The organism is Bacteroides luhongzhouii (assembly GCF_009193295.2).
GTDB classification, from domain to species: domain Bacteria; phylum Bacteroidota; class Bacteroidia; order Bacteroidales; family Bacteroidaceae; genus Bacteroides; species Bacteroides luhongzhouii.
Map to the genome: position 1 here is coordinate 666,299 of NZ_CP059973.1, position 24,004 is coordinate 690,302.

General features: G+C 41.4%; 23 protein-coding genes and 5 tRNA genes. 2 read left to right on the forward strand and 26 right to left on the reverse strand.

Translation table 11 applies throughout. The features are described from left to right. Positions 1 to 19: 19 nt before the first annotated feature. The 26 genes from rplB to rpsU all read right to left on the reverse strand — a co-directional run bounded on the left by rplB (position 20) and on the right by rpsU (position 21,185). Positions 20 to 844: a 50S ribosomal protein L2 gene (gene rplB, locus GD631_RS02595; protein WP_007747936.1), complete on the reverse strand. Its 825-nt coding sequence runs from the start codon at positions 842 to 844 to the stop codon at positions 20 to 22. A 5-nt stretch (positions 845 to 849) separates the two neighbouring features. Further along, positions 850 to 1,140 carry a 50S ribosomal protein L23 gene (gene rplW / locus GD631_RS02600; protein WP_004296347.1) on the reverse strand — a complete coding sequence of 97 codons (291 nt, stop codon included), beginning with the start codon at positions 1,138 to 1,140 and terminating at the stop codon, positions 850 to 852. Positions 1,141 to 1,156: 16 nt separating this feature from the next. Continuing rightward, positions 1,157 to 1,783, reverse strand: coding sequence for a 50S ribosomal protein L4 (gene rplD / locus GD631_RS02605; protein ID WP_004313456.1), 627 nt, complete (start codon positions 1,781 to 1,783; stop codon positions 1,157 to 1,159). After that, positions 1,783 to 2,400: a 50S ribosomal protein L3 gene (gene rplC, locus GD631_RS02610; protein WP_143259182.1), complete on the reverse strand. Its 618-nt coding sequence runs from the start codon at positions 2,398 to 2,400 to the stop codon at positions 1,783 to 1,785. Before rplC ends, rplD begins: the two co-directional genes overlap by 1 nt. An 18-nt stretch (positions 2,401 to 2,418) precedes the next feature. Next, positions 2,419 to 2,724, reverse strand: coding sequence for a 30S ribosomal protein S10 (rpsJ, locus tag GD631_RS02615; RefSeq protein ID WP_002558075.1), 306 nt, complete (start codon positions 2,722 to 2,724; stop codon positions 2,419 to 2,421). Between the two features lie 81 nt (positions 2,725 to 2,805). After that, positions 2,806 to 4,923: an elongation factor G gene (fusA, locus tag GD631_RS02620; protein WP_143259183.1), complete on the reverse strand. Its 2,118-nt coding sequence runs from the start codon at positions 4,921 to 4,923 to the stop codon at positions 2,806 to 2,808. Positions 4,924 to 4,968: 45 nt separating this feature from the next. Next, positions 4,969 to 5,445 carry a 30S ribosomal protein S7 gene (gene rpsG, locus GD631_RS02625; protein ID WP_004296352.1) on the reverse strand — a complete coding sequence of 159 codons (477 nt, stop codon included), beginning with the start codon at positions 5,443 to 5,445 and terminating at the stop codon, positions 4,969 to 4,971. A gap of 143 nt (positions 5,446 to 5,588) precedes the next feature. Further along, entirely contained in the window at positions 5,589 to 5,999 is a 411-nt protein-coding gene (gene rpsL, locus GD631_RS02630; protein ID WP_002558078.1) for a 30S ribosomal protein S12, read from the reverse strand. A gap of 136 nt (positions 6,000 to 6,135) precedes the next feature. Further along, entirely contained in the window at positions 6,136 to 6,444 is a 309-nt protein-coding gene (locus tag GD631_RS02635; protein ID WP_143259184.1) for a DUF3467 domain-containing protein, read from the reverse strand. A 145-nt stretch (positions 6,445 to 6,589) separates the two neighbouring features. Next, entirely contained in the window at positions 6,590 to 10,873 is a 4,284-nt protein-coding gene (gene rpoC / locus GD631_RS02640; RefSeq protein ID WP_143259185.1) for a DNA-directed RNA polymerase subunit beta', read from the reverse strand. A 106-nt stretch (positions 10,874 to 10,979) separates the two neighbouring features. After that, positions 10,980 to 14,792: a DNA-directed RNA polymerase subunit beta gene (gene rpoB / locus GD631_RS02645; RefSeq protein WP_143259186.1), complete on the reverse strand. Its 3,813-nt coding sequence runs from the start codon at positions 14,790 to 14,792 to the stop codon at positions 10,980 to 10,982. 104 nt (positions 14,793 to 14,896) lie between these two features. Then, entirely contained in the window at positions 14,897 to 15,271 is a 375-nt protein-coding gene (rplL, locus tag GD631_RS02650; protein ID WP_004296358.1) for a 50S ribosomal protein L7/L12, read from the reverse strand. Positions 15,272 to 15,318: 47 nt separating this feature from the next. Further along, positions 15,319 to 15,837 carry a 50S ribosomal protein L10 gene (gene rplJ, locus GD631_RS02655; RefSeq protein ID WP_004310893.1) on the reverse strand — a complete coding sequence of 173 codons (519 nt, stop codon included), beginning with the start codon at positions 15,835 to 15,837 and terminating at the stop codon, positions 15,319 to 15,321. A 15-nt stretch (positions 15,838 to 15,852) separates the two neighbouring features. Continuing rightward, positions 15,853 to 16,551, reverse strand: coding sequence for a 50S ribosomal protein L1 (gene rplA / locus GD631_RS02660; protein ID WP_004310894.1), 699 nt, complete (start codon positions 16,549 to 16,551; stop codon positions 15,853 to 15,855). 15 nt (positions 16,552 to 16,566) lie between these two features. Beyond that, entirely contained in the window at positions 16,567 to 17,010 is a 444-nt protein-coding gene (gene rplK, locus GD631_RS02665; RefSeq protein WP_004296361.1) for a 50S ribosomal protein L11, read from the reverse strand. Positions 17,011 to 17,071: 61 nt separating this feature from the next. Continuing rightward, positions 17,072 to 17,614: a transcription termination/antitermination protein NusG gene (nusG, locus tag GD631_RS02670; protein WP_004296362.1), complete on the reverse strand. Its 543-nt coding sequence runs from the start codon at positions 17,612 to 17,614 to the stop codon at positions 17,072 to 17,074. 17 nt (positions 17,615 to 17,631) lie between these two features. Beyond that, positions 17,632 to 17,823 (reverse strand): preprotein translocase subunit SecE, encoded by a 192-nt coding sequence (gene secE, locus GD631_RS02675; protein WP_004296363.1) that lies wholly within the window; start codon positions 17,821 to 17,823, stop codon positions 17,632 to 17,634. A gap of 14 nt (positions 17,824 to 17,837) precedes the next feature. Further along, a tRNA-Trp gene (locus GD631_RS02680) sits at positions 17,838 to 17,910 on the reverse strand. 53 nt (positions 17,911 to 17,963) lie between these two features. Next, on the reverse strand, positions 17,964 to 19,148 hold the full coding sequence (tuf, locus tag GD631_RS02685; protein ID WP_004307553.1) for an elongation factor Tu: 1,185 nt from the start codon (positions 19,146 to 19,148) through the stop codon (positions 17,964 to 17,966). 51 nt (positions 19,149 to 19,199) lie between these two features. Continuing rightward, positions 19,200 to 19,271, reverse strand: a tRNA-Thr gene (locus GD631_RS02690). A gap of 10 nt (positions 19,272 to 19,281) precedes the next feature. Beyond that, positions 19,282 to 19,354 (reverse strand) — tRNA-Gly (locus GD631_RS02695). Between the two features lie 28 nt (positions 19,355 to 19,382). After that, positions 19,383 to 19,465: transfer RNA gene (locus GD631_RS02700), tRNA-Tyr, on the reverse strand. Positions 19,466 to 19,550: 85 nt separating this feature from the next. Next, positions 19,551 to 19,624 (reverse strand) — tRNA-Thr (locus GD631_RS02705). 98 nt (positions 19,625 to 19,722) lie between these two features. After that, positions 19,723 to 20,022 (reverse strand): ribosome hibernation-promoting factor, HPF/YfiA family, encoded by a 300-nt coding sequence (gene hpf / locus GD631_RS02710; RefSeq protein ID WP_117936364.1) that lies wholly within the window; start codon positions 20,020 to 20,022, stop codon positions 19,723 to 19,725. A gap of 16 nt (positions 20,023 to 20,038) precedes the next feature. Beyond that, positions 20,039 to 20,920, reverse strand: coding sequence for a tyrosine recombinase XerC (gene xerC / locus GD631_RS02715; RefSeq protein WP_143259187.1), 882 nt, complete (start codon positions 20,918 to 20,920; stop codon positions 20,039 to 20,041). A 73-nt stretch (positions 20,921 to 20,993) separates the two neighbouring features. After that, positions 20,994 to 21,185 carry a 30S ribosomal protein S21 gene (gene rpsU / locus GD631_RS02720; RefSeq protein WP_002558090.1) on the reverse strand — a complete coding sequence of 64 codons (192 nt, stop codon included), beginning with the start codon at positions 21,183 to 21,185 and terminating at the stop codon, positions 20,994 to 20,996. Between the two features lie 187 nt (positions 21,186 to 21,372). Between rpsU and GD631_RS02725 the strand changes: the two genes are divergently transcribed. Next, complete coding sequence (locus GD631_RS02725; protein ID WP_143259188.1) at positions 21,373 to 23,154, forward strand: aminopeptidase P family protein; 1,782 nt, start codon at positions 21,373 to 21,375, stop codon at positions 23,152 to 23,154. Between the two features lie 148 nt (positions 23,155 to 23,302). Further along, a complete protein-coding gene (locus GD631_RS02730) occupies positions 23,303 to 23,818 on the forward strand; it encodes a gamma carbonic anhydrase family protein (RefSeq protein ID WP_143259189.1) in 516 nt (171 codons plus the stop codon). Positions 23,819 to 24,004: the final 186 nt, after the last annotated feature.

The window sequence follows — 24,004 nt, forward strand, 5'->3', positions numbered from 1 at the left end:
GTTTACTCAATTAATCAGATTACTTTTTTCTTCTCTCAATAATGTACTTAGACGATTGTTTCTTAGGAGCTCTAGTCTTAAGTCCCTTAGCGTACAATCCCTTACGTGATCTTGGGTGACCTCCGGAAGCACGTCCTTCACCACCACCCATCGGGTGATCAACCGGGTTCATTACAACACCACGGTTACGAGGACGACGTCCTTGCCAACGAGAACGTCCAGCTTTACCTGAACTTTCCAATCCATGATCAGAGTTACCTACACTACCGATAGTAGCTTTACAAGTGCTAAGAATCTGTCTAACTTCACCTGAAGGCAACTTAATTACACAATACTTACCCTCACGAGAAGTCAACTGAGCAAAGTTTCCAGCTGAACGAACCAGAGCTGCACCCTGTCCCGGACGTAATTCGATATTGTGAATCACAGTACCCACCGGAATGTTTTGAAGAGGAAGAGCATTACCAATCTCTGGCGCTGCTGTTTCACCTGACATCAAAGTCGCACCAACTTGCAATCCATTGGGAGCAATAATATATCTTTTTTCTCCATCAGCATAAAATAACAAAGCGATACGAGCCGAACGATTCGGATCATATTCAATAGTTTTAACTACTGCTGGAACACCGTCCTTATTTCTCTTGAAATCAACAATTCTAATCACCTTTCTATGACCGCCACCAATGTAGCGCATAGTCATCTTACCTTCGTTGTTACGACCACCAGATGATTTCTTACCATATACAAGAGACTTTTCTGGTACTGATGCAGTAATTTCTTCGAAAGTACCAATAATTTTATGTCTTTGCCCCGGTGTTGTGGGCTTAAATTTACGTACTGCCATTTTTATTAAATATTGCTATAAAAATCAATAGTATCTCCTTCTTTCAATGTCACGATTGCTTTTTTGAAAGCATTCGTACGACCATTGATGATACCTGCTTTGGTATAACGGCTCTTATTCTTGCCAGCATACTTCACAGTATTCACATCAACTACAGTAACATTATAAAGAGCTTCAATTTCCTTCTTAATTTCCAGTTTGTTAGCTTCAGGACGTACAACAAAGCCGAAACGATTCAGCTTATCTGTAATTGCAGTCATTTTCTCTGTCACCAACGGTTTAATAATAATTCCCATTATTTAAGCCTCCTTTTTAAATTAAGATATTGTCAATAGCCTTCAAAGAGTTTTCTGTAAGCACAATAACCCCAGCATTCAATACTCTGTAAGTATTTAATCCTGAGATAGTCTGCACATTAGCACCCTCGATGTTACGAGCTGACAAATATACGTTTTTATTTGCTTCCGGTAAAATCACAAGTAGCTTTTTATCGGAAACTTTAAGATTTTTTGTCATTGCAACGAAATCTTTTGTCTTAGGAGCTTCAAATGTGAAATCCTCAACGACAACGATTGCATCGTTTTGAGCTTTATAAGACAAAGCTGACTTACGAGCCAGTGTCTTAACTTTTTTATTCAACTTAAAGAAGTAGTCTCTTGGTTTCGGACCGAAAACGCGGGCACCTCCCACAAGAACCGGTGAATTCATATCACCACGACGTGCTCCACCGCCACCTTTCTGACGACCGATCTTACGAGTTGAACCACTGATTTCACTTCTTTCTTTTGACTTATGAGTACCCTGACGCTGATTAGCCATAAATTGTTTTACGTCCAAATAGATAGCGTGGTCGTTGGGCTCAATTCCGAAGATAGATTCGTTTAACGTAACCTTTCTCCCAGTGTCTTCACCTTTAATGTTATATACGTTAACTTCCATTATTTCTCAATTAATACGATTGAACCTTTGCAACCCGGGATAGAACCTTTAATCAAAAGAAGGTTATGATCCGCGATTACTTTTAATACCTGTAAGTTTTGTACAGTGACTCTGTCACCTCCAAGTTGTCCACCCATGCGCATTCCTTTGAATACTTTTGCAGGGTAAGAACAAGCACCGATAGAACCCGGCTTACGAGCGCGGTTATGCTGACCGTGAGTAGCTTGCCCCACACCACCAAAACCATGTCTTTTTACTACACCCTGAAACCCTTTACCTTTAGAAGTACCAACAACGTCAACAAAGCTAGCGTCGTTAAACAGTTCTACAGTAATGGTATCACCCAGATTCAACTCTGTTTCAAATTCTTTGAACTCAGCCAAGTGTCTCTTCGGCGTTACTCCTGCTCTTTTAAAATGTCCCATCAACGGTTTAGTTGTATGCTTTTCCTTTTTGTCCTGGAAACCCAACTGAACAGCTGCATAGCCATCTTTTTCTACAGTCTTAACTTGAGTAACAACACAAGGACCTGCTTCGATAACAGTGCATGGTACATTTTTACCATCGGCACTGAAAACGGATGTCATTCCGATTTTTTTTCCTAATAATCCTGGCATTTCACTAATTTTTAATTATCAAACTTTAATTTCTACTTCCACACCACTTGGCAATTCCAACTTCATCAGAGCATCTACTGTCTTAGCTGTTGAACTATAGATGTCGATCAATCTCTTATAAGAAGAGAGCTCAAATTGCTCACGAGACTTTTTGTTTACGAAAGTCGAACGGTTCACAGTAAAGATACGCTTATGCGTAGGCAAAGGTATTGGACCGCTAACAATAGCACCTGTAGCCTTTACAGTTCTTACAATTTTCTCAGCTGATTTATCAACCAAGTTGTGGTCGTAAGATTTCAATTTAATTCTAATTTTCTGACTCATTACTTTTTTTTAATTAATACATTTATAATAAGATAAAGCAGCAGACTAAGAGTCATTCGCTAGCCTGCTACTTTAGATATTTTAGAGTAAATCAGCACGTCCTTTTACTTCATCCAATACAGCCTTAGCAATAGAAGAAGAAAGCTGAGCGTGATGAGAGTATGTCATTGATGAAGTTGCACGACCAGAAGTGATAGTACGTAAAGCCGTTACATAACCAAACATTTCTGCCAGTGGAACCATTGCTTTCACAATACGAGCACCAGAACGGCTAGACTCCATACCTTCAACCTGTCCACGACGTTTATTCAAGTCACCGATAACATCACCCATATTTTCTTCCGGAGTTACAACTTCCAGTTTCATGATAGGTTCCATCAAAACAGGACCTGCCTTAGCGCATGCATTCTTATAAGCTTGCATTGCACAGATTTCGAATGACAACTGGTCAGAGTCAACCGGGTGGAATGACCCATCAACCAAAGTAACTTTCAATGAATCAAGCGGATAACCAGCCAAAACACCATTCTTCATGGCATTTGTGAAACCTTTCTGAACTGCAGGAATAAATTCCTTAGGAATATTACCACCCTTCACTTCATCGATAAACTGCAAACCTCCTTCTTTAAAGTCTTCATCAACCGGACCAATCTTAACAATGATATCAGCAAATTTACCACGACCACCAGACTGTTTCTTATACACTTCACGAAGATCAACTGTCTTAGTGATAGCTTCCTTATAATTAACCTGTGGTTTACCTTGATTACACTCTACTTTAAACTCACGCTTCAGACGATCGATGATAATATCCAAGTGCAACTCGCCCATACCAGAAATCACAGTCTGTCCTGTTTGTTCATCAGTTTTCACTGTAAACGTCGGATCCTCTTCAGCCAATTTAGCCAAACCGTTAGACAGTTTATCCATATCTTTCTGAGTCTTGGGTTCTACAGCGATACCAATAACCGGTTCCGGGAAGTCCATAGATTCAAGAACTATCGGAGCTGTTTCATCACACAAAGTATCCCCTGTATGAATATCTTTGAAACCTACACCTGCACCTATATCACCAGCACCGATCACTTCAACCGGATTCTGTTTATTAGAATGCATCTGGAACAGACGAGAAACACGTTCTTTCTTACCAGAACGAGAGTTGTAAATATAAGATCCAGCCTCAATTTTACCTGAATAAACACGGAAGAAAGTCAAACGACCTACATATGGGTCAGTTGCGATCTTAAACGCCAAAGCTGATGTTTTTTCATCATCACTTGGCTTACGATCTTCTTCAGCTCCCGTATTAGGATTTGTACCTATTACGTTCTCTGTATCAAGTGGAGAAGGCAAGAAAGCACAAACATAATCAAGCAATGTCTGAACGCCTTTGTTTTTAAAAGAAGATCCACAAAGCATAGGAACTACAGCCATTTGAACTGTTGCATTGCGAAGAGCTCTCAACACTTCATCTTCAGTAATAGTAGAAGGATCATCGAAATATTTCTCCATCAAAGCATCATCAAATTCAGCTACTTTTTCGAGCATCTTATCTCTCCATTCATTAGCTTCATCGACAAGTTCTGCAGGGATTTCTTCCACAGTATAATCCGCTCCCATTGTTTCGTCATGCCAATAGATAGCTTTCATTTTGATAAGATCAACAAGACCTTTGAAAGACTCTTCAGCACCGATAGGAACAACAATAGGACATGGATTAGCTCCAAGGACATCTTTCATCTGGCGAACGACCTCAAAAAAGTCTGCACCAGAGCGGTCCATCTTATTTACATAAGCAATACGAGGAACATTATATTTATCAGCCTGACGCCATACAGTTTCCGATTGAGGCTCAACGCCACCAACAGCACAGTAAGCAGCCACAGCTCCATCAAGGATGCGCAATGAACGTTCCACCTCTGCAGTAAAGTCAACGTGTCCCGGAGTGTCAATTAAGTTAATTTTATAAGTATCACCAGCATATTTCCACCTTGTTGTTGTAGCAGCAGATGTAATAGTGATACCACGTTCTTGCTCCTGTTCCATCCAGTCCATAGTAGCAGCACCATCATGAACTTCACCAATTTTGTGAGTCAACCCAGTGTAGAACAGGATACGTTCAGAAGTAGTTGTTTTTCCGGCATCAATGTGAGCCATGATACCGATATTACGAGTTAAATGTAAATCATGTTTAGCCATCTTCTAATTCCTTTACTTTAAGTTTATATTAGGTTTCTTACAGTATTAGAATCTAAAATGAGCAAATGCACGGTTAGCTTCTGCCATTCTGTGCATATCTTCTTTACGCTTGTATGCACCGCCTTGTTCATTGAAGGCATCCATAATTTCAGCAGCCAACTTATCAGCCATTGATTTACCACCTCTTTTGCGAGCAAACAGAATCAGATTCTTCATAGAGATTGATTCTTTACGATCCGGACGGATTTCAGTAGGAACTTGGAAAGTAGCACCACCTACACGGCGAGACTTCACTTCCACTTGCGGAGTTACATTATCCAAAGCCTTTTTCCAGATTTCGAGAGCAGATTTTTCTTCGTTAGGAAGTTTTGCTTTCACCGTTTCCAAAGCGGCATAAAAGATTTCATAAGATGTATTTTTCTTTCCATCATACATCAAGTGGTTCACAAACTTGGAAACCTTTTGGTCATTAAACACAGGATCCGGAAGAATCAGGCGTTTTTTTGGTTTTGCTTTTCTCATTTGTTTGAAAAATAATGTTTTTGTTTTTGGTTGTCTACTTCTTGACTTCTTCAACTCTCCCTCCGGAGAATTTACTCAACCTTTAGCATTTCCAACAAACTAAAACGTAAGTTATTACTTTAATTTTAATTAGGTCTTAATCCTTATTTTTTCTTACCTTTAGCAGGAGCAGCGGCTTGTCCCGGTTTCGGACGCTTAGCACCATACTTAGAACGTCTTTGAGTACGACCAGCAACACCAGCTGTATCAAGTGTACCACGTACGATGTGGTAACGTACACCCGGAAGGTCTTTCACACGACCACCACGTACCAAAACGATTGAGTGTTCCTGCAAGTTGTGTCCTTCTCCCGGAATGTATGAGTTCACCTCTTTTTGGTTAGTCAAACGTACACGAGCTACTTTACGCATTGCAGAGTTCGGCTTCTTCGGAGTAGTAGTGTATACTCTCACGCAAACGCCACGTCTTTGAGGACATGAATCCAAGGCTGGAGATTTACTTTTCTCCACCAGCACTTCGCGTCCTTTTCTTACTAATTGCTGAATTGTAGGCATTTTAATTGTTTTTTGATTTATATTATTGTTATATTAATTTCGTAACTATACATTTTGGGCTGCAAAAATACGAATAATATTTGAATATTCAATGCGCTACAACTTTTTTTTCTTTTTTAATGTTTTTATATCATCCTCACGCTTCGCCTTTTACACCTGTCAAAGGAGGAATAGAAGGTTCATCTGAAGTACGAATCGGACCGAATACGCGCTCATACTTTGCTATATTATCTTCTAATGCCCGCAGCAGGCGTTTTGCGTGCTCCGGAGCCACAATAATGCGAGATTGCACACCAGCCTTCGGTATGCCCGGCATTACGCGCACGAAGTCAAGGATGAATTCAGAACTCGAATGGGTGATAATAGCAAGATTTGCATAAGTTCCCTGTGCTACCTCTTCTCTCAATTCAATCTGTAATTGTCCGTTGTTATTTTGTTCTTCCATATTTAATATGATTAAAAAGTTATCCTGCAAAATAACACATTTTTCCTGAAACTAATGGCAATACACGCAAGTAAAAAAGAAATAAAAAAGGAGCAATTGCCCAATCTGGCAACCGCTCCTTCTCATATAGTCAATTGAATTGTATTTATTCTACTTCATTGTAGTCAAGTACTGTTTTCTTGTTAGCCAAGATACGGTCATACTCTTCTTTTGATCCAACGATGAGCTTTTCGAACTCGCGTTGTCCGGTACCGGCAGGAATCAAGTGTCCACAGATCACATTTTCCTTCATACCTTCAAGCTTATCGATCTTACCGTTGATAGCAGCTTCATTCAATACTTTCGTCGTTTCCTGGAAGGAAGCAGCCGACATAAAGCTTGATGTTTGCAAAGCAGCACGCGTGATACCTTGAAGGATCTGAGTAGAGGTAGCAGCAACAGCGTCACGAACCTCAACCGGTTTCAAGTCACGACGTTTCAACATACTGTTCTCATCACGTAACTTGCGGGCAGTTACAATCTGACCAGCTTGCATATTTTGAGAATCACCAGCATCCACTACGACTTTCTTACCCCAGATACGATCATTTTCTTCCATGAATTCCAGTTTGTCTACGACTTGCTGTTCGAGGAAGCGAGTATCTCCCGGTTCATCAATTTGTACTTTGCGCATCATCTGACGAACGATAATCTCAAAGTGTTTATCATTGATCTTCACACCCTGCAAGCGGTATACATCCTGAACTTCATTCACGATATATTCCTGTACAGCTGTAGGCCCCTTGATTGCCAAGATATCTGCCGGAGTAGTAGCACCGTCAGACAACGGAGTACCAGCACGTACATAGTCATTTTCCTGTACCAGAATCTGCTTAGACAGTGCAACCAAATATTTCTTAACCTCACCTGTCTTAGAAGTTACGATGATTTCACGGTTACCACGTTTGATCTTACCCATTGTCACCTCACCATCGATTTCAGAGACGACAGCCGGATTTGACGGGTTACGAGCTTCAAACAATTCTGTAACACGAGGAAGACCACCCGTGATATCACCCGCCTTACCTACGGCACGCGGAATCTTCACGATTACTTCACCAGCTTTTACCTTCTGACCGTTCTCGATGATAACGTGACCACCTACCGGTAAGTTATAAGTACGAATCAAATCACCGTCCTCTGTTAAGATATGAGCTGTAGGAACTTTGGTTTTATCCTTGGATTCAATAATAATAATTTCACGAAGACCTGTTGCTTCATCCGATTCAACCTTATAAGTAACGTTTTCAATCACACCCTCAAATTCGATCTTACCAGTTGCTTCTGTGATAATAACAGCGTTGAACGGGTCCCACTTAGCAATCAGCTTACCTTTTTCTACCAAGTCACCGTCGCTTACATACAGTGTTGAACCATAAGGTACATTATGAGTAGAAAGAACGATACCGGTATTCACATCCACAAAACGTACTTCAGCCAAACGACCTACTACCACTTTTGCTGATTCACCCATCTCGTCAACGATATCTACCGTACGCAATTCTTCAAATTCAAGACGTGCACTGTTTTTAGCAACGATACTTGCATTTGCGGCAATATTCGCAGCAGTACCACCGGCGTGGAATGTACGCAATGTCAACTGTGTACCCGGCTCACCAATAGACTGAGCAGCGATTACACCGACAGCTTCACCCTTCTGAACCATGCGGCTCGTCGCCAGGTTACGTCCGTAACATTTAGCACAAACACCCTTCTTAGCTTCACAAGTCAATACCGAACGGATTTCAACACTCTCGATCGGAGACTCCTGAATCTTCTTGGCAACTTCTTCTGTGATTTCTTCACCACCGGCAACAAGCAATTCACCTGTAGTAGGATGAATAATATCATGCACGGAAACACGCCCTAAGATACGTTCGTACAGAGTAGCAATAACCTCATCGTTATTCTTAAGGTCCGTACAAACCAATCCGCGAAGTGTACCGCAGTCTTCTTCTGTAATAATCACATCGTGTGATACATCCACCAGACGACGAGTCAAATAACCGGCATCGGCAGTCTTCAAAGCGGTATCCGCCAAACCTTTACGAGCACCGTGGGTAGAGATAAAGTACTCCAACACCGAAAGTCCTTCTTTAAAGTTCGACAAAATCGGGTTCTCGATGATCTGACCACCTTCAGCACCTGCTTTCTGCGGTTTTGCCATCAAACCACGCATACCTGACAACTGACGAATCTGTTCTTTAGAACCACGAGCACCAGAATCAAGCATCATATATACAGAGTTGAAACCCTGATCATCCGAAGAAATAGTCTTCATCAGGATATTAGACAACTCGGAGTTCACATGTGTCCAAATATCGATTACCTGATTGTAACGTTCGTTATTGGTAATGAAACCCATGTTATAGTTGTTTACGACCTGTTCAACTTCGTCGTAACCTTTCTGTACCAAAGTTTCTTTCTCCTTCGGAATGATAATATCACCCAAGTTGAATGACAAACCACCCTTGAACGCCATCTGATAACCTAAATTCTTGATTCCATCCAGGAAGTCGGCAGCCTTAGCCACACCACATACCTTAATTACATCACTAATAATATCACGAAGAGATTTCTTAGAGATAATTGTATTGATATAACCAGCTTCAGGCGGAACGATTTCATTCACAATCACACGTCCTACAGAAGTTTCGCGCATTACGTCTACAATGTTACCATTTTCATCAACGTCTTTTACGATAACCTTCACCGGAGCATGAATATCTACCTTGCCTTCATTGTAAGCGATCAACGCTTCTTCCGGTCCGTAGAATGTCAAACCTTCACCTTTTGCACCGGCACGCAACTTGGTAATATAGTACAAACCAAGAACCATATCCTGTGCAGGCACAGTAATAGGAGCGCCGTTTGCCGGATTCAAGATATTATGTGATTGAAGCATCAACATTTGTGCTTCAAGAATTGCTTCATTACTCAAAGGCAAGTGAACAGCCATCTGGTCACCGTCAAAGTCGGCATTGAATGCCGTACATGCCAACGGGTGCAACTGAATAGCTTTACCTTCGATCATTTTAGGCTGGAAAGCCTGAATACCCAAACGGTGCAATGTCGGAGCACGGTTCAACAGTACCGGGTGTCCCTTCATCACATGTTCCAGAATATCCCAAATCACCGGTTCTTTGCGGTCAACGATTTTCTTTGCAGACTTAACAGTCTTTACGATACCACGTTCGATGAGTTTGCGGATAATAAACGGCTTGTACAATTCGGCAGCCATCAATTTAGGAATACCGCATTCACCCATTTTCAATTCCGGACCAACGACGATTACCGAACGAGCAGAGTAGTCAACACGTTTACCCAGCAAGTTCTGACGGAAACGTCCTTGTTTACCTTTCAAACTGTCAGACAATGACTTCAACGGACGGTTGGCGTCTGTCTTCACAGCACTTGACTTACGTGAGTTATCAAACAAAGAATCGACAGATTCCTGAAGCATACGTTTTTCATTACGCAAGATCACTTCGGGAGCCTTGATTTCAATCAGTCGTTTCAGACGGTTGTTACGGATAATCACACGACGATAAAGGTCGTTTAAGTCAGATGTAGCAAAACGGCCACCATCCAACGGAACCAATGGACGAAGTTCGGGCGGAATAACCGGAACAATACGTACGATCATCCATTCCGGTTTGTTACGTCCACGTGATGCACGGAACGATTCTACTACCTGAAGACGTTTCAAAGCTTCGTTCTTACGTTGCTGAGACGCATCGTTACCGGCACGGTGACGCAATTCGTAAGATAAAGCATCCAGATCCAGACGAGCCAGCAAATCATAGATAGCTTCAGCACCCATCTTTGCAACAAATTTGTTCGGATCATTATCTTCAAGATATTGATTGTCTTTCGGAAGTGTATCCAGGATATCCAGATATTCTTCTTCAGAAAGCAAATCATATTCGGCTACGCCATCTTCAGCTTTCACACCCGGCTGAATAACAACATAACGTTCGTAGTATATAATCGAATCCAGTTTCTTTGTCGGTAATCCGAGCAAGTAACCGATTTTATTAGGAAGCGAACGGAAATACCAGATGTGAGCCACCGGCACAACCAGCTGGATATGTCCCATACGTTCACGGCGCACTTTCTTTTCAGTAACTTCCACACCACAACGGTCGCAGACGATACCTTTATAACGGATACGCTTATATTTACCGCAATGACATTCATAATCCTTGATAGGACCAAAGATGCGCTCGCAGAACAAACCGTCGCGTTCGGGTTTGTACGTACGGTAATTAATGGTTTCAGGCTTCAAAACTTCACCACTCGAATTCTCAAGGATTTCTTCCGGAGAAGCCAGACCAATTGAGATCTTCGAGAAATTACTTTTCGTCTTATTTTCTTTTCTAAAAGCCATACTCTATATAATTGAGATTTGATAATTGAATCATTGGAAATTGAAAAAAGTGCGGATGCCAACAGACCTTCATCGGTGTATTGACATCTCACATTCTTTCATTATTTTATTCTAGGTTGATACTCAAACCTAAACCTCTCAACTCGTGTAACAATACGTTCAAGGATTCCGGAATACCAGGTTGCGGCATCGGTTCACCTTTCACAATTGCTTCATAAGCCTTCGAACGTCCTACCACGTCATCAGATTTGATAGTCAAGATCTCTTGCAAGATATGAGCAGCGCCGAAACCTTCGAGTGCCCAAACCTCCATTTCTCCGAAACGCTGACCACCGAACTGAGCTTTACCACCAAGAGGTTGCTGAGTAATCAATGAGTACGGACCGATAGAACGAGCATGCATTTTATCTTCAACCATGTGGCCCAACTTCAACATGTAAGTTACACCCACAGTAGCTGCCTGGTCAAATTGCTCACCTGTACCACCATCACAAAGATAAGTCTTACAGTAACGGGGCAATCCTGCCTTGTCTGTCCACTGATCCAAATCCTCCATGGTAGCACCGTCGAAAATAGGAGTCGCGAATTTCACGCCCAAAGTTTTTCCGGCACGTCCGAGTACAGCTTCAAAAATCTGACCAATGTTCATACGAGAAGGCACACCCAACGGATTCAACACAATGTCAACCGGAGTACCATCTGACAAGAACGGCATATCTTCCTGACGAACAACACGGGATACAATACCCTTGTTACCGTGGCGACCTGCCATCTTATCACCCACACCAATCTTACGTTTCTTAGCAATATATACTTTTGCCATCTGGATAATACCAGCAGGAAGTTCATCACCAATCGTAATAGCAAACTTCTTACGTTTCAATTCAGCATCCAGCTCTTTGTATTTCTTAATGAAATTCATCACCAGATCACGAATCATACCGTTAATATGATCGTCGCTCGTCCAGTTGCTCAACTGAATAGAAGTAAAGTCAAGTGAATCAAAATCAGAAGCACTGAACTTAGATCCTTTAGCAATTACTTCCGCACCCAGATAGTCCTTCACACCTTGAGAAACCTTACCTTCAGTCAAAATCATCAGTTTCTTAACCAGGATACGTTTCAAGTCAGCTACCTTAGATTCAAATTCGTCATCAATCTTAGGCAACAATGCTTTATCGGCGAGTTTAGAGCTACGATTCTTAATCACACGTGAGAAAAGTTTCTTATCAATCACAACACCTTTCAAAGAAGGAGAAGCTTTCAAAGAAGCATCTTTCACGTCACCTGCTTTATCACCGAAGATAGCGCGAAGCAATTTTTCTTCCGGAGAAGGATCAGATTCACCCTTCGGCGTAATCTTACCAATCATGATATCACCCGGCTCGATACGAGCACCGATTCTTACGATACCATTTTCATCCAGATCTTTTGTAGCTTCTTCACTTACATTCGGGATATCAGAAGTCAACTCTTCCATACCACGTTTTGTTTCGCGAACTTCCAGAGAATATTCCTCTACATGAACCGAAGTCAACAAGTCTTCGCGTACCACACGTTCGTTCAATACGATAGCATCCTCATAGTTGTAACCCTTCCAAGGCATGTAAGCAACCAACAGGTTCTTACCCAATGCCAATTCACCTTTTTCAGTAGAATAGCCTTCAGTCAAGATATCACCTTTCTTCACACGCTGGCCCTTGTCACAAATCGGACGCAAGTCAATCGTCATGTTCTGGTTAGTCTTACGGAACTTAGGTATTCTATATTCCTTCAAAGCAGGTTCAAAACTTACAAATTCTTCGTCTTCCGTACGGTCATACAAAATACGGATAGTAGTAGCATCCACATAGTCAACCACACCATCGCCTTCTGCAGTAATCTGCGTACGAGAGTCTCTTACCAACTGACGTTCGATACCTGTACCTACGATCGGAGCTTCACTTCTCAACAAAGGAACCGCCTGGCGCATCATGTTCGATCCCATCAATGCACGGTTAGCATCATCATGTTCCAAGAATGGAATCAAAGAAGCTGCAATAGATGCGATCTGTTGAGGAGCAACGTCCATCAAGTCAACTTCAGATGGTTCTACAACCGGGAAATCTGCATCTTGACGAGACTTAACTCTATTAAGTACGAATGTACCATCGTCATTCAACGGAGCATTTCCCTGCGCAATAACCTTTTCTTCCTCTTCTTCAGCAGTCAGATAAATCAGACCGTTATCAGAAAGATCCACTTTTCCATTTTCCACCTTGCGGTAGGGAGTTTCAATGAATCCTAGCTCATTAATTTTAGCAAATACACACAATGAAGAAATCAAACCGATATTCGGACCTTCAGGAGTCTCAATCGGACAAAGACGACCATAGTGTGTGTAGTGAACGTCACGAACCTCAAATCCGGCACGTTCACGGGAAAGACCACCAGGACCAAGGGCAGACATACGACGTTTGTGCGTAATTTCAGCCAGCGGGTTTGTCTGGTCCATGAACTGAGACAATGCGTTTGTTCCAAAGAATGAGTTGATTACTGAAGAAATCGTCTTCGCATTAATCAAATCAATCGGAGTAAACACTTCATTGTCACGAACATTCATACGTTCACGAATCGTACGAGACATACGAGCCAGACCAACAGCAAACTGATTAGAAAGCTGTTCACCGACAGTACGTACACGACGGTTACTCAAGTGGTCAATATCATCCACATCTGCTTTTGAGTTTATCAACTCAATCAGATATTTGATGATTTCAATAATATCTTCCTTCGTGAGGACACGCACGTCCATATCAGTCGTCAGATTCAACTTTTTGTTGATTCTGTAACGACCTACATCACCAAGGTCATATCGTTTTTCTGAGAAGAACAAGTTGTTGATAACCTCCCTTGCACTTGCGTCATCAGCCGGATCGGCATTACGCAATTGACGGTAGATATACAACACAGCTTCTTTTTCCGAGTTACTCGGGTCCTTCTGCAAGGTATTATATATGATAGAGAAATCGGACTGATTCGGTTCATCCTTATGTAAAAGGATGTTCTGAACTCCCGACTCCAAAATTTCATCAATATGTACCTCTTCCAGTACGGTTTCACGGTCGATAATAACTTCGTTACGCTCAATAGAAACCACTTCACCGGTATCTTCATCAACGAAATCTTCAATCCATGTTTTCAAGACACGTGCAGCCAGTTTACGACCTAACACCTTCTTCAGATTTGTCTTGTTAACCTTCACATCTTCTGCAAGGTTGAAAATCTCAAGAATATCTTTGTCATTCTCGAAGCCAATTGCACGCAACAATGTAGTTACCGGCAATTTCTTCTTACGGTCGATGTATGCGTACATCACATTATTGATGTCAGTAGCAAACTCAATCCACGAACCCTTAAACGGAATAATACGAGCCGAATAAAGTTTCGTACCATTGGCATGTACACTCTGACCGAAGAACACACCCGGAGAACGGTGAAGCTGTGACACAACTACGCGTTCGGCACCGTTAATGACGAAAGTAGCCTTATCAGTCATATAAGGAATCGGGCCGAGGAATACGTCCTGAATCACTGTATCAAAATCCTCATGATCGGGGTCCGTACAGTAAAGCTTAAGTTTCGCTTTTAAGGGAACACTATAAGTAAGCCCACGCTCTATACAATCATCAATGGTATAGCGCGGCGGATCAATATAATAGTCCAGAAACTCAAGAACAAAATTGTTTCTTGTATCGGCAATAGGGAAGTTTTCAGCAAATACTTTATACAATCCCTCATTCTTGCGCTTTTCAGGTGGGGTATCTAATTGTAGAAAGTCTTGGAATGACTTCAATTGTACTTCCAGGAAATCCGGGTATTCTAGCGGATTCTTAGTCGAAGCAAAATTAACTCTTTGATTTACAGTATTTGAAGACATCTGTCAATGAATTTGGAGAACTTAATTTGAAATATATACACAAAAAGGTTAAGAATCCTCTTGTGAAGGATTCCTAACCGAATTACCTGATTACCAGGCCAATGTTATTTAAGTTCAACTTCAGCTCCAGCTTCTTCCAATGTTTTCTTCAATGATTCTGCTTCGTCTTTAGCCAAACCTTCTTTTACTGTGCTAGGAGCACCGTCTACCAAGTCTTTAGCTTCTTTCAAACCAAGACCACAAGCTTCCTTAACGGCCTTAACTACTTGAAGTTTAGCTGCACCAGCGCTCTTCAATACTACGTCGAAAGAAGTTTTTTCTTCTGCGGCAGCAGCACCAGCTGCAGGACCAGCAGCAACAGCTACAGCTGCAGCAGCAGGTTCAATACCGTATTCTTCTTTAAGGATAGTTGCAAGTTCATTAACTTCTTTTACTGTCAAGTTAACTAATTGTTCTGCAAAAGCTTTCAAATCTGCCATTTTTTGTATGATTTTAATTGTTTAAATACTTTGTTGATTTTTGAAAATTATTCGGGACGTTCACCAAGAGTCTTGAGAACTCCGTGAAGGGTGTTACCACCTGATTGAAGAGCAGAAATAACATTCTTGGCCGGAGATTGCAACAGGGCAACGATATCGGCGATAACTTCATTCTTACTCTTGATTGAAACGAGAGCATCCAATTGATCAGCACCAATGTAGAAGCTTTCTTCTGCATATGCAGCTTTCAGTCCGGGAATACCGTCTTTCGCTTTGTCTTTGATTAACTTAGCAGGAACGTTTGCAGTATTGCTAAACATAACAGCAGTAGTACCTTTCAAAGAACCGTAAAGAGGTGAGAAGTCTTCTTCCAAGCTTTCAAGTGCTTTGTGAAGCAGCGTGTTTTTAACCAACATCAATTTGATGTCTGATTTAAAACAATCTCTTCTCAATGCACTGGTAGCAGCAGCGTTCATAGCTGTAACGTCTACCAAGTAGAAGTGACCATATTCCTTTACTGTAGCAGCAATTTGCTCTATAATCGTACTTTTATCTTCCTTTCTCATTATTTCTCTGTTTTATTAGATTTCATCCACTGATTTCGGGTCGATTTTAATACCCGCACTCATTGTACTAGAAAGATAAATACTCTTAATATATGTACCCTTTGCTGCGGTCGGTTTCAGTTTGTTCAGAGTAGAGATGAACTCTTTCGCGTTATCGCGAATCTGATCAGGACTGAATGATACCTTACCGATAGAAGTGTGAACGATACCGCTCTTATCAACTTTAAAGTCAATTTTACCTTGTTTTACTTCTTTTACAGCCTTAGCAACATCCATAGTTACAGTACCACTCTTAGGGTTCGGCATCAATCCACGAGGACCGAGTACACGACCGAGCGCACCAATTTTACCCATGATAGATGGCATAGTGATGATTACATCAATATCAGTCCATCCACCTTTGATCTTTTCAATATATTCGTCAAGACCAACGTAGTCAGCACCAGCTTCTTTTGCAGCAGCTTCAGCATCCGGTGTACAAAGTACCAATACACGTACTTCTTTACCAGTACCATGAGGAAGTGAAACAACACCTCTCACCATCTGGTTAGCTTTACGTGGATCAACACCTAAACGTACATCAATATCCAGTGAAGCATCAAACTTAGTAAAAGTGATTTCTTTTACCAAAGATGCAGCTTCTTTCAGTGAGTATGCTTTCCCTGCTTCAATCTTTTCTGCAGCTAACTTTTGATTTTTTGTCAGTTTACCCATTACAATTGAAGTTTATTAATTATTAACCGGGAACTCCCCTTTTACAGCGATACCCATACTTCTAGCTGTACCTGCAACCATTCTCATGGCAGCTTCCACAGTAAAACAGTTTAAGTCAACCATTTTGTCCTGAGCAATCGTACGAACCTGTTCCCAAGTAAGCTCGGCAACTTTCTTACGGTTAGGCTCAGCAGAACCACTCTTTACCTTAGCTACTTCAAGTAATTGAATAGCAACGGGAGGAGTCTTGATTACAAAATCGAAAGACTTATCTGCGTAGTAAGTAATGATAACAGGTAAAATCTTACCTGCTTTGTCTTGGGTTCTGGCATTGAATTGCTTGCAAAATTCCATGATATTAATACCCTTAGAACCCAAAGCAGGTCCAACGGGAGGTGATGGATTTGCAGCGCCTCCTTTAATCTGTAACTTGATTAGTCCAGCAACTTCTTTAGCCATTTTTTTATTGATTTATATATAAACATTAAACGAAGAACAACAACAGCGTAACAATTCCGCGTTATTCCTTTTCCACTTGCATAAAGCCCAATTCAAGCGGCGTTTTGCGCCCGAATATCTTTACCATGACCTTTAGTTTCTTTTTTTCACTATTCACTTCTTCAATGATGCCACTGAATCCGCTGAAAGGTCCAAAAGTAACTTTTACAGTTTCTCCCACTACATACGGAATATTGAGCTCTTCACCCGTTTCCTGCAGTTCGTCCACTGTACCAAGTATACGATTCACTTCTGATTGTCTGAGAGGCACCGGTTTTTCGGAACCACCTAAAAAGCCTATCACATTCGGAGTATTGCGCAGGTGATGAGCGACCTCACCAACCAAAGCAGCCTCCACTAAAACGTAGCCAGGAAGATAACTTCTTTCCTTCACAATTTTTTTACCATTGCGAACCTGGTAAACTTTTTCAGTAGGAATCAATACCTGAGATACATATTCACCAAGGTCACTGTTCTTAAGATCAGCTTCAAGATATTCCTTTACCTTAGCTTCTTTTCCACTAATAGCACGCAGAACGTACCATTTCTTTTCAATCTCAGCCATTTTCAATTCCTAATTTTTTAATGTGGATAAACGATTTTTTCCATGAAGTTCTGGAAACAGACATCCATACCCCATACTACCAATGCAATAAGCAGGGAAGCATATAAAACAACTACTGCACTGTTAGCAAGTTCAGAATACGTAGGCCACGATACTTTATGTACAAGTTCGTCGTAAGATTCTTTAATATAAGCTATTACCTTTTTCATTTCAATAATATTAGCACGGGAGGAGAGGCTCGAACTCCCGACACCCGGTTTTGGAGACCGGTGCTCTACCAACTGAGCTACTCCCGTGTGTACATAATCAGTTCCCGATGGAAAACCGGGAACTGATTAATTATTGTGTATTAGTCGATAATTTCAGTAATCTGACCAGCACCTACCGTACGTCCACCTTCGCGGATAGCGAAACGAAGACCCGGGTTCAATGCTACTGGGTAGATCAACTCAACTGTAATAGTTACGTTATCACCCGGCATTACCATTTCTGTTCCTTCCGGCAAAGTGATTTCACCTGTACAGTCCATAGTACGCAAGTAGAACTGAGGACGGTATTTGTTGTGGAACGGAGTGTGACGACCACCTTCTTCTTTCTTCAAGATATAAACCTCAGCTTTGAATTTAGAGTGCGGTTTAATCTGACCCGGTTTACAAAGAACCATACCACGTTTGATTTCGTTCTTGTCAATACCACGGAGCAAAAGACCTACGTTATCACCAGCTTCACCTTGATCCAACAGTTTGCGGAACATTTCAACACCAGTTACAACTGATTTCTTATCTTCACCTAAACCAAGGATTTCGATTTCATCACCAACGTGGATAACACCAGTTTCGATACGACCTGTTGCTACAGTACCACGACCTGTGATAGAGAACACGTCTTCAACCGGCATCAAGAATGGTTTATCAACATCGCGCGGAGGCAGTGGAATCCAGTTATCAACTGCATCCATCAGTTCCATAACTTTATCTTCCCATTTTTCAACACCGTTCAATGCGCCAAGAGCAGAACCACGGATGATAGGAGTATTGTCACCATCGAAATCATAGAATGAAAGAAGTTCTCTCATTTCCATTTCAACGAGTTCCAACATTTCTTCGTCGTCTACCATATCGCACTTGTTCAAGAATACAACCAGACGAGGTACGTTTACCTGACGAGCCAACAGGATGTGTTCGCGAGTTTGAGGCATCGGACCATCAGTTGCAGCACAAACGATGATAGCACCGTCCATCTGAGCAGCACCAGTTACCATGTTCTTTACGTAGTCGGCGTGACCCGGGCAGTCTACGTGTGCATAGTGACGGTTAGCTGTTTGATATTCAACGTGAGAAGTATTGATAGTAATACCTCTTTCTTTTTCTTCAGGAGCGTTGTCGATAGAATCGAAAGAACGCAATTCTGAAAGACCTTTCTTTGCCAACACAGTAGTGATAGCAGCTGTCAACGTTGTCTTACCGTGGTCTACGTGACCGATTGTACCAATGTTTACGTGCGGTTTGGTACGTTCAAATTTCTCTTTAGCCATAGCTTTACTTGTTATTTATTTGATTAATAATCAGCATTTACATCCTTTATGAGCTGTTACCGGGATTTGAACCCGGGACCTCTTCCTTACCAAGGAAGTGCTCTACCACTGAGCTATAACAGCAAGAAAAGAGAGCGGAAGACGGGGCTCAAACCCGCGACCCTCAGCTTGGAAGGCTAATGCTCTATCAACTGAGCTACTTCCGCATTCTTGCCAAAGTTGTCACTCTGATTGTGGGCAAAGATGGATTCGAACCACCGAAGGCGTAAGCCAGCAGATTTACAGTCTGCCCCATTTGGCCACTCTGGTATTTGCCCTTTTCTAAATCAAGAAATTGAAGAACTATTTTCAAACAATATGATAAAGACAGATGTTCTATCTTTGTTCTTCGGTTTCTTTTTGAGCCTCTTGTCGGATTCGAACCAACGACCCCGAGATTACAAATCACGTGCTCTGGCCAACTGAGCTAAAGAGGCAAACTTACTAAAAAAATGCAACCGCCACGTTCTAACGCGAGCGAAACGGCTGCAAATTTAGTTATTTATTTCTTTCCCGCAAAATATTTGGGATTTTTTTATTTACTACGTTGCTTTTCCTTGTATTTAACCAGCTGTTTCCCGAGCGCTTCCACATCCAAATCAATTGCTTCTTCAAATGTATCACATACTTTGCTTGCATAAAACTCTCCATTTGGGATCAATATTTTAATGCCCGCTTCCTTGTTTTCAGCAACTTCTGGTTTAACTACCTTTAATGACACCTCTACTTTCTTTATATCTTCGTAATATTTTTCCAACTTGGACACTTTCTTCTGAATAAATGCCTGCAATTGCTCCGACGCATCAAAGTGAATTGATTGAATTCTAATATCCATACTTACCTCCTTTTTTTTAAGCTCTTGGATGAGCTTGTTTATACACTTTTTTAAGTTCTTCAAATGTGGCATGTGTGTAGATCTCGGTAGTTGTTATGCTCTCGTGACCCAAAAGTTCTTTTACCGCCCCCAATTCTGCTTCATTGTTCAGCATTGTGGTAGCAAAAGTATGCCTCAACACGTGAGGACTCTTTTTCTTCAACGTCGCCACCTTTGACAGGTTCCGTTTCACTAAATTATAGACTAGATTCTTGTAAAGCCGTTCACCGTTCTCTCTAATAAAGAAAGCATCCGACCTTTCCGGAATCATTTCGTTTCTTACATTAATATACTCAAGCATCAACTCCCGCAGTTCGTCACCAAACGGAATCAGCCGTTGCTTGTTTCTTTTCCCGGTCACTTTTAGAAGAGAGCCCGAAAAATCTACATCCTTATCGTCCAAGCCTATCAGTTCCGAAAGCCTTATGCCGGTAGCATAAAACACTTCAATAATCAACCGATCCCGACAGCCTTTAAATCCTTCACCAAAGTCCGTTTCATCCAACAACCGATTCATTTCGTTCTCTTTTAAGAACACAGGTAACGGCTTTTTGTTTTTAGGCCCTTTTATTTTACGTAAAGGATCTATAGTCGTTTCTCCCTGCCTCAAGAGATACTTGTAAAACGTTCGGAGTGAACTTAGCTTACGATTTACAGAAGTTGAGGTATATCCTTTATCCATCAATGAAACAATCCATTCACGAATCAGTTCCGCCTCGACCTCTAACGGATTAAATTTTCCATACTCTTCCTGAGCAAACTCCTGCAGTTGCTTTATATCTTCACCGTACGCAAGAACGGTTTTTTCAGAATAGTTCCGCTCATACTGGAGATAATCAAGAAAAGATTCTATCAACATAATATCGCTACATCTAAAATCGTGCAACGAATGTATGAAAAGAATTCAATAATTCAAAGGAATTTACGAATTATTAATCTTCTACTTGCTGAAGTTGTTGTACATAAACTGCACGTTCTTTCTTAAGTCTTTTAGTTACAGACGGTTTGTCAAACTGTTGTCTGCTTCTCAACTCTTTTACAATGCCAGTCTTTTCAAATTTTCTTTTGAACTTCTTCAGCGCTTTTTCAATGTTTTCGCCTTCTTTTACAGGTACTACAATCATTTTGTTACTATTAATATGTTATGATTAAAAAATTCCGCAGTCAAATTGCGCCGCAAAATTACACATACTTTCTTTATTCACAAAACTTTCGGCAAATATTTCTCAAAAACTATTCATAAACAAGTCATTAAACGCAGAAAGTTAGTACCTTTGAAACACTTACATGTCTATAATAATATAATAAAGTATGAAACAGAGCATAAAAGAGCGAGTGCATGCACTGCGCATGACCTTTCATCCCAATTCTATCAAAGCGTTCATTATTCCCAGCACCGACCCTCATCTTAGCGAATATGTGGCTCCCCACTGGATGTCACGCGAGTGGATTTCCGGTTTTACAGGTTCTGCCGGAACAGCGGTTATCCTGATGGACAAAGCAGGATTATGGACCGATTCACGTTACTTTTTACAAGCTACGGAGGAATTGGAGGGCAGCGGCATTACATTATATAAAGAGATGTTGCCGGAAACTCCCAGTATTACAGAATTTCTCTGCCAACACTTAAAACCCGGAGAATCTGTAAGTATTGATGGGAAAATGTTCTCTGTGCAACAGGTCGAACAGATGAAAGAAGAACTGGCAGTACATCAGTTACAGGTCGACATATTTGGAGATCCATTGAGAAGCATTTGGAAAGACCGTCCTGCCATGCCTGATTCTCCTGCCTTTATTCATGATATCAAATATGCAGGAAAAAGCTGTGAAGAGAAAATATCCGCCATCCGTGCGGAGTTAAAAAAGAAAGGTGTCTATGCTTTATTCATATCCGCGCTCGACGAGATCGCATGGACTCTCAATTTACGAGGAAACGATGTACATTGCAATCCGGTTATAGTAAGTTACCTATTAATCACACAGGATGAAGTGACTTATTTTATCTCACCGGAGAAAGTGACGGCAGAGGTAGAGACTTATCTAAAGGAGCGACAGATTGGAGTACAGAAGTATGATGAGGTAGAGATATTCCTAAATTCTTTCCCGGGAAAAAACATTCTGATTGACCCACGAAAAACGAATTATTCTATTTATTCATCCATTAACCCGCAATGTTCTATTCTTCGTGGCGAGTCGCCTGTCGCATTATTGAAAGCGATTCGCAATGAGCAGGAAATTGCCGGCATCCATTCTGCCATGCAACGGGATGGAGTAGCACTTGTTAAATTCCTCAAATGGCTGGAAGAATCCGTACCTACCGAAAAAGAGACAGAATTAAGTATAGATAAAAAGCTGCATGAGTTTAGAGCTGCACAGCCTCTCTACATGGGAGAAAGTTTCGACACGATCGCAGGATATAAAGAGCACGGGGCAATCGTACATTATTCGGCTACCCCGGAAAGCGACGCAACTCTTCAGTCCAGAGGATTTTTACTCTTAGATTCAGGAGCCCAATATCTGGACGGAACCACTGACATCACCCGGACCATTGCCTTAGGTGAACTTACAGAAGAAGAAAAAACGGACTATACTCTTATATTAAAAGGACACATCGCGTTGGCTATGGCTAAATTCCCTGCCGGAACCCGTGGAGCCCAGCTCGATGTACTAGCCCGTATGCCTATCTGGAAACACAGAATGAATTTTCTTCATGGCACAGGACATGGCGTCGGACATTTCCTGAGTGTACACGAAGGTCCACAAAGCATTCGCATGAATGAGAATCCTGTCATTTTGCAGCCCGGTATGGTTACCTCCAATGAGCCTGGCGTTTATAAAGCAGGCAGTCACGGGATACGTACGGAAAACCTGACGTTGGTTTGCAAAGATGGAGAGGGAATGTTTGGAGAATATCTTAAGTTTGAAACTATCACTTTATGCCCAATCTGTAAAAAAGGGATCATCAAGGAGATGCTGACAAATGAAGAAATTGAATGGTTAAACAATTACCATCAGACTGTCTACGAGAAGTTGTCACCGGATCTTAACGAAGAAGAAAAAGTTTGGTTACAAGAGGCAACTGCTTCCCTTTAAAAAGAACTTGTCTGACACCCGGGTGTCAAGCATACCAACACCCGGGTGTCAGACTGCTCAAGACCCGGGTCTCATACATCACGACACCCGGGTGTCGTACAACATAGAACTGCATTAAATAAAAAACTTTATTAGAAACAAATATTATATGGCTTTAATTAAATCAGTACGGGGTTTTACTCCCGAAATCGGAGAAAACTGCTTCCTCGCAGATAATGCAACTATTATAGGAGATGTAAAAATAGGAAATGATTGTAGCATTTGGTTTAATACGGTATTAAGAGGTGACGTCAACTCCATACGAATCGGCAATGGTGTCAACATTCAGGATGGAAGTGTCTTGCATACGTTATATCAGAAATCGACTATTGAAATTGGCGATCACGTATCCGTAGGGCATAATGTTACCATTCATGGGGCGACCATCAAAAATTATGCATTGGTAGGGATGGGGTCAACCGTCCTGGATCACGTCGTAGTTGGCGAAGGAGCAATCGTTGCCGCCGGTTCGCTGGTATTAAGCAATACCATCATTGAGCCGGGAAGCATTTGGGGAGGGGTACCCGCGAAATTCATTAAAAAGGTAGATCCTGAACAAGCCAAAGAACTGAATCAGAAGATTGCTCACAATTATTTGATGTACTCACAATGGTATAAGGAATAACATTAAGTAAAACCGAAAACTAAACTTCGTTCCTCCTTTCTCTTATGTTTTTAAGAAAAAGGGGGAACGTTTTTTTTCAGATCTCCATTGACACTTCAATAGCCACATTAATAAAACAAACCATTTACAAACACTTACCATAAGATTCATACTACTAAAACTAATCATCATTGATTCCTAAAATCT